This window comes from Inquilinus limosus MP06 (assembly GCF_000767795.1).
GTDB lineage: Bacteria > Pseudomonadota > Alphaproteobacteria > DSM-16000 > Inquilinaceae > Inquilinus > Inquilinus limosus_E.
In genome coordinates this window covers 1-1,318 of record NZ_JANX01000977.1, presented here as the reverse complement: position 1 = coordinate 1,318, position 1,318 = coordinate 1, and the positions used below count along the sequence as shown (strand labels likewise).

The following is a 1,318-nucleotide window of genomic DNA, read 5'->3' as shown; positions in this document are numbered from 1 at the left end:
GCCTCATCCAGCCGGTCGCGGGCGATGGCGCCGACGACGCGGCCGAGGTCATGCAGCATGCGACGGCTCCTGCGCCGCTTTCGCGCCGTCGCCCTCTCCCGGGCCGTCGCCATTCGCCGCCCCGCTGCGGGCGCCGTCGCGCTCGCGCACCGCGGTCGCCAGCACCTGCACCGCCTGGGGCAGCGAGATGTCGGTCGCCGGCTGGAAGGCCAGCCCGGCCTCGCGGAACGCCTTCCAGATGGCGAAGCGCAGATCGGTGCCGACGCCGGCGAAGTTGTCGACATCCGAGATATGGCAGCGCAGCTCGAGGTCCAGGGTGCCGGAGGCGAAGTTCTTAAACGCCACCACCGGCGCCGGGAAGGCGCTGATGCGCTTGTCCTCCTTCGCGATCGCCAGCAGGATCTCGCGCGCCTTCTCGACATCGGCCGAGGCGGCGATCGACACCGGGATGTCGACCCGGCCGTTCTTGTCCTTGTGGGTCCAGTTGACGACCTGGGACGAGATCAGGTTGCCGTTCGGCACGATCACCGAGGCGCGCTGGAAGGTCTGGATCTCGGTGGCGCGGACGCTGATGCGCCGCACCGTGCCCTCGGCCCCGCCGACCACCACCCAATCGCCCACCTTCACCGGCCGCTCGACCAGCAGGATCAGGCCGGCGACGAAGTTCTGGACGATGTTCTGCAGGCCGAAGCCGATGCCGACCGACAGGGCGGAGGCGATCAGGGCCAGGTTCGACAGGTCGAGCCCCAGGAGGCCGACAGCAAAGATGGCGACGATCAACCCGCCGAGATAGCCGATGCCGGTGCGGATCGAGTTCTTCAGGCCGCGGTCGATCTGCAGCTTCTCGATGAAATGCGTGTCCAGCCGGCGCTGCAGGAAGCGGGTGGCGACGATGCCGATGGTGAAGGCTACGATGGCGCCCAGGATGTTCAGCGGCGCGATGCGGACACCGCCGACCGTCGCGCCGTCCAGCACCGCCGTGCCGATCGCCGACAGGTCGGTGCCGCTGAGCCCCAGCACCGGCGCCAGCGCCAGCAGCGCGACCAGGCCCAGGACGATGTCGGTGCACAGGCTGCTGCCGGTCTCGAACACCCACAGGCCGCGATCGTTGGGGAACAGCGAATGGCGCATCCGGGCCATCCGCCCGACCGGCTGGGTCAGGAACCGGCCGATCGCCTCCTGCACCATGCTGCGCAGGATCAGCGCGGCAGCGCCGATGCCGATCGCGGCGGCGAGCAGATAGGTGATGTAGAGCGCCAGCTTCTGATAGCCGATCACCGCGACGACCAGCACCGCGACGGTCAGGAGGGCGGCCAGG

The 1,318-nt window shown here is 69.7% G+C and carries 1 protein-coding gene; it reads right to left on the bottom strand.

Going from position 1 to position 1,318, the window contains the following annotated elements; genetic code table 11:
- Positions 1-48: 48 nt before the first annotated feature.
- On the bottom strand, positions 49-1,318 hold a 1,270-nt coding region (locus P409_RS34550), incomplete at its 5' end, for a mechanosensitive ion channel family protein (RefSeq protein ID WP_152613717.1).